Raw genomic sequence first — 4,974 nt, 5'->3', positions numbered from 1 at the left:
AATTTTTTCCCTACTCCCTACTCCCTACTCCCTACTCCCTACTCCCTACTCCCTACTCCCTACTCCCTACTCCCTACTCCCTACTCCCTACTCCCTACTCCCTACTCCCTATTCCCTATTCCCTATTCCCTTTAAATAGAATCACCTCCTGCCTTTTTTGCCTCTTCTATCCAGCTATCAAACAACTCTTGATTCTTCTCAACCCACTCTTTAGCATGGCGATTAATATCTTCTGAACTGCTCTCACCCTCTTTGATCTTTAGGCTTTCAACGTTAATGTCCTCAGCCGGAATTTGAACCAGTTCAAACCAACGCTTGGCAACTGGGTTAGCCGCCAAAAATTTCTTGTTACCAATAATGCGCTGACGATCCACAGCAAATCCGAGATTTTTTCCGTCTACTGAGGTTTCTTTTTCGGTTAGATTTTTTTGCGATTCAGGAAGAGAAGTAAAGGGAACTTCTAACCAAACTACATCTTGCGTCGGTTTTAATACGGTAGATATCCAGTGAGGATTATAAGCATAGTAGAGAACACTTTCCCCTTGCTTGTAGCGAGTCATAACATCTGCAAGTAGCACAATGTATTGTCCTCTAGTGTGTTCAACGGTATCTTCTAATCCGTAAGCTTTCAGGTGATGATCGATTACTATTTCGCAAAACCAACCAGGATCACAACCGATTAAATTAGCTTTACCATTGCCGTCTGTATCAAATAGTTTGGCAATTTTTGGATCTTTAAATTGTTCGAGGTTAGTAATGTTATATTTATCAGCCGTTTTTTTATCAATCTGATAGCCTTGTATTCCATCAGGAGTAAGAACTCCAACTCGCTCCATTTTTTTTGTGCCCCCAGCATTTTCAAAGAATTCTTGGTGTCCTATTTCATAGTTAATAGTACTATAATCTAGGTCGCCATTAGCCACAGAGACATAAATAACCGGATAGGTTATTTCTTTCGGTTCTTCGATTTCATAACCAAGTTTTTCCAGACCAATATTGACGATTTTGGTTTGAAACTGTTCCTCTACCCAGTTACTATGGGCAGAACGAACTTTAGTTTTTTTAACAGAGGACGTTGACTCACAGGCAATTGAACCCATTAAGCAAGCGATCAGACTCATTCCTAACGTAATTTGTCTCAATTGTCTTTTCATTAAATCCTCTCCCAGGGTTTTTATCACTAAGTCTTACCGTTAGTCATAACTATAGCAGTTTTTAATGGAGTCGGGAGTCGGGAGTCGGGGGTGGGGAGATGGGGAGGTGGGGAGATGGGGAGATGGGGAGATGGGGAGATGGGGAGATGGGGAGATGGGGAGATGGGGAGATGGGGAGATGGGGGGGATTTTTATTAAGGGTAATTATCCTGACATCATATAAACCAAAATACTATGTCCTCAACTATACTTTCCTTGCTACCGATAGAATAATTAAAATTTTTATCTGGTTTATTTAATATCAAAAACCTGTTATTATTGATATAATTGCCGCTTATTTGTATTAGACTAAATCCTAGTACAGCTGTCGATATTATATCCAATAATAGCGTTTTTTTATGGTAATATTATAGAGTCAATTTTACCAAATCCGACTCCCGACTCCCGACTCCCGACTCCCGACTACCCATTCCCTACCCCCTATGAAAGATACAGAAACAACCCTGACTAAAGCCCTTGCCATAATTCTCAACTATTTAGAAGGGAATTTGGAACCCGATACCAAAGTCGTTAATTATCAAACCGCTAATGATCTTAAGGAAAAACTCGATTTAACCTTACCCGATGAGGGAGTGGCGTTAGAAGCGTTAATTCCTATAGTAGAATCTTACCTGAACTATAGCGTTAGAACCGGTAGCACTCAATTTTTTAATCTACTTTTTAGTGGGTCTAGTATTCCGGGAATTATAGCAGACATGGTGACCAGTGCCACCAATACTACTATGCACACCTATGATGTCGCCCCAGTAGCCACCCTGATGGAAATAGAATTGATTAAAAAATTGACCAGTTTAGTGGGGTTTAATCCAGGTGAAGGGTTGATGGTAACTGGAGGAAGTAATGCTAATCTGATCGGAATGCTTTGTGGACGACATCAAGTTTTACCGGACGCTAAATTGCAGGGATTGGGGAATCATCAGTTAGTCGCTTTTGTTTCCGATCAAGCTCATTATTCCTATTTAAAAGCTGCGAATTTGTTGGGGATTGGCATCAAAAATTTAGTCAAGGTTAAGTCTGATGTGGATGGCAAAATGATTCCCGAAGCACTAGAAGCTGCCATTCAACAGAGCTTATCAGAAGAAAAAACACCGTTCTTTGTGGGTGCAACTGCCGGTACAACTGTGTTAGGAGCGTTCGATCCGTTACCGACCCTTGCCGAAATTACCAGGAAATATGGCTTGTGGCTGCATGTCGATGCGGCTTGGGGTGCGCCGGTTTTATTTAGTGAAAAACACCAGCATTTGTTAGCAGGAAGTGAGTTAGTTGATTCGTTTACTTGGGATGCTCATAAGTTAATGGGAGTTCCTTTAATTTGTTCGGCTATTTTAGTCAAAGAAAAAGGAATATTGTCAGAAGCTTGCTCTGGAGGAGGTACCGATTATCTATTCCATGATGATGAAAATGATTTATATAATTTGGGAACTAAGTCGTTACAATGTGGTCGGAGAGTAGATGCCATAAAATTATGGATGTGTTGGAAATACTATGGCAAAAAAGGTTATGAGCAGCTGGTGAATCATTTATTTGACCTAGCTAATTATGCCACCGAGTATATCCGCCGTTGCGATAATTTAGAATTAATCGCTGAACCACAATTTTTGAATATTTGTTTCCGTTATATCCCCAAAGATAAACAGCTTGACGCTACTGGGTTAGACCAGCTGAATCTAGACATACGCAACCGATTATTTCATTCGGGAACAGCTTTTGTAAACTATGCTCATTATCAAGGTCTGGTTATGATTCGGTTAATTCTCGCTAACCCTGAACTGCAAAAAGCCGATCTAGAAATCTTTTTCCATAATTTACTTAATGCTGGTAAACTAGGTGAAGCTGTTAAAGGATAGAAGAAATAATGAAAGATAGCAAAGACTTTTACGAAGGGATCGGATTGACTTTGCTCGATCCTCAAAATGAGACAGAAGGAGTCAGGGAGTATCAGAAGTTAGAAGAAGAATTTATACTGAGAACCTTTGAAGGGGTAGATAGTGTTCTGGAGGTAGGATGTGGTGAGGGACGTTATCTTCGTCATCTTGCCCCCCTTGTCGGCAATATCACAGGAATTGATTTTGCTGAACAATTGGTAAACCTAGCTAAAGAATCAACTGCCACTTTTGATAATGTAAACGTCATTCTCGGAAGAGCATAACATTTACCCACTCTGGTTCAAGAAACTTTTACTTATGCTTTATTGGGATGGAATACGATTGGCAATATTCCTCAAGAAGTTCATGAAATTATTTTCGATAATCTCGAAAAACTAGTAGAGGAAAAGATATTTATTTCGACTTTCAAATGTGGTCCAGAAGTCATGGATGAGCGCTTACGCTTTTATGCTAAAACGGGTTTAAAAGTAGAAAGTATCAATGGCAATCAAGTGATTTTAGAAGGGGGTTCCCATTGTCCTAATGCTTATCCTTTCAGCTATTTCCAGGAGTTGCTTGAATCTATAGGGTTTTCCATGAAAACTCATGATTTGGGCTGGGTTGGTGTGATGATTGAAGGAACGAAGAAATAACTTGACTGAATGAGATTTTACCGGGAGCATGTCAGTTTTGTTAATTCCTGATTCAGATCCCCCTAAATCCCCCTTAATAAGGGGGACTTTTCAATCTAATTCCTGAATCTAATTCCCCCCTTCGTTAAGGGGGGTTAGGGGGGATCTATGTACATAATTACAAAGGTGACATACTCCCGATTTTCTCCACCTTGAGGAAAATATCAACAATCACAACAGGGCTTTATTCAGATTTAAGATCATAGGCATAAACGGTAGCCTCCCCATGGGAAGCACGCCCTGCAAGCGCCCCATTGATTAGCTCCTTTGCAGAGCCATCCCCTAGCACCCCCTCGACCTGAGCCACAAACTGACTCATTTCATCAGGTGTCAGCAATGCAAATGCCACATCTGTTGACCGCCAACCAGGGTCAAGGCTTAGCCTCACCATCTTTTCATCCTGGGCTTCAATCCAGTGGGATTCCGCTGGGCTTACATTACCAGTCATGGTGAACCCCATTTTTTCCATCAGCGATGTGAACCAAACACCCTCGGTCAGGGACCAGACCGAATCCAGACGCTCCCAGGCTGATTCTGGAAATAGGTTAAAATGCCAGTAAGCTTTACGACGCTGCTCTCGGCTAGTAGTCACAAGTACAAGTCGTCCACCAGCTTTCAGCACTCGTTTGGCTTCCGCGATCGCCCGCTCACATTGCTCCCTTAAAGACGTTGAAGTTTCGCCTGAATGCACATCTTCCCCTCCAAGGTGGTGTAGCACTTGAGCCAACAGCACTAGGTCAAAGCAACCGTCCTCAAAAGGAAGCTTGGTGACAGAACCCACTTCAAAGCTGGCATTGTCCAAGTCTTGACAATTTTCTTGGGCGATCGCAATCCTCGCGGAATCTGTGTCAATTCCCACAACTTTACTGGCCACCTCAGCAAGGTATCGTGCGTGCTGCCCTGTGCCACAGCCAGCGTCTAATACCACATCTCCTGGGCGGAGAAATCCCAAGATCTCTTTTACCCCAAAGGGGCTGCGTGCTTGGTTGTATTGGGCCGCTGACTGGTCTGAATTGTCGTCGCCCAGTGCTCGCAGGACAAAGATGTGGTGGTGTACTTCCTGGTTGGTTTCAATGCCCACAAATGAGTGCTCGTGTACCACCTCAGCCACCCCTGTGGTCACTAGTCGGCTCACCTCGGCAGTGTATTCACTTTCGGCTTCGCGCATTGATAAGACTACCAGTCCGCCATCCTTCGTGACCC

Annotated in this window: 6 protein-coding genes; 4 read left to right on the top strand and 2 right to left on the bottom strand. The window is 42.7% G+C overall.

What is annotated here, in order from left to right; all coding sequences use genetic code 11:
- Positions 1–131 precede the first annotated feature (131 nt).
- Positions 132–1,181, bottom strand: coding sequence for a glycine betaine/L-proline ABC transporter substrate-binding protein ProX (gene proX / locus F6K57_RS36590; RefSeq protein WP_293073113.1), 1,050 nt, complete (start codon positions 1,179–1,181; stop codon positions 132–134).
- A gap of 95 nt (positions 1,182–1,276) precedes the next feature.
- Here proX and F6K57_RS36585 point away from each other — a divergent pair, with 95 nt between their 5' ends.
- The 4 genes from F6K57_RS36585 to F6K57_RS36570 all read left to right on the top strand — a co-directional run bounded on the left by F6K57_RS36585 (position 1,277) and on the right by F6K57_RS36570 (position 3,732).
- Positions 1,277–1,453 carry a hypothetical protein gene (locus F6K57_RS36585; protein ID WP_293073110.1) on the top strand — a complete coding sequence of 59 codons (177 nt, stop codon included), beginning with the start codon at positions 1,277–1,279 and terminating at the stop codon, positions 1,451–1,453.
- Between the two features lie 183 nt (positions 1,454–1,636).
- Positions 1,637–3,061 carry an aspartate aminotransferase family protein gene (locus F6K57_RS36580; protein WP_293073107.1) on the top strand — a complete coding sequence of 475 codons (1,425 nt, stop codon included), beginning with the start codon at positions 1,637–1,639 and terminating at the stop codon, positions 3,059–3,061.
- Between the two features lie 8 nt (positions 3,062–3,069).
- Positions 3,070–3,363 (top strand): class I SAM-dependent methyltransferase, encoded by a 294-nt coding sequence (locus F6K57_RS36575; protein WP_293073104.1) that lies wholly within the window; start codon positions 3,070–3,072, stop codon positions 3,361–3,363.
- Positions 3,364–3,405: 42 nt separating this feature from the next.
- Entirely contained in the window at positions 3,406–3,732 is a 327-nt protein-coding gene (locus F6K57_RS36570; RefSeq protein WP_293073101.1) for a hypothetical protein, read from the top strand.
- Between the two features lie 223 nt (positions 3,733–3,955).
- Here the strand turns inward: F6K57_RS36570 and F6K57_RS36565 are convergent.
- Positions 3,956–4,974 (bottom strand): class I SAM-dependent methyltransferase (locus F6K57_RS36565; protein WP_293073098.1); only part of this gene is annotated, 1,019 nt, incomplete at its 5' end.

The sequence above is a fragment of the Moorena sp. SIO4A5 genome (genome assembly GCF_010672005.1).
Classification (GTDB): Bacteria; Cyanobacteriota; Cyanobacteriia; order Cyanobacteriales; family Coleofasciculaceae; genus Moorena.
Note: the sequence above shows the minus strand (reverse complement) of the source record. Positions and strands in the feature narration are given on the sequence as shown.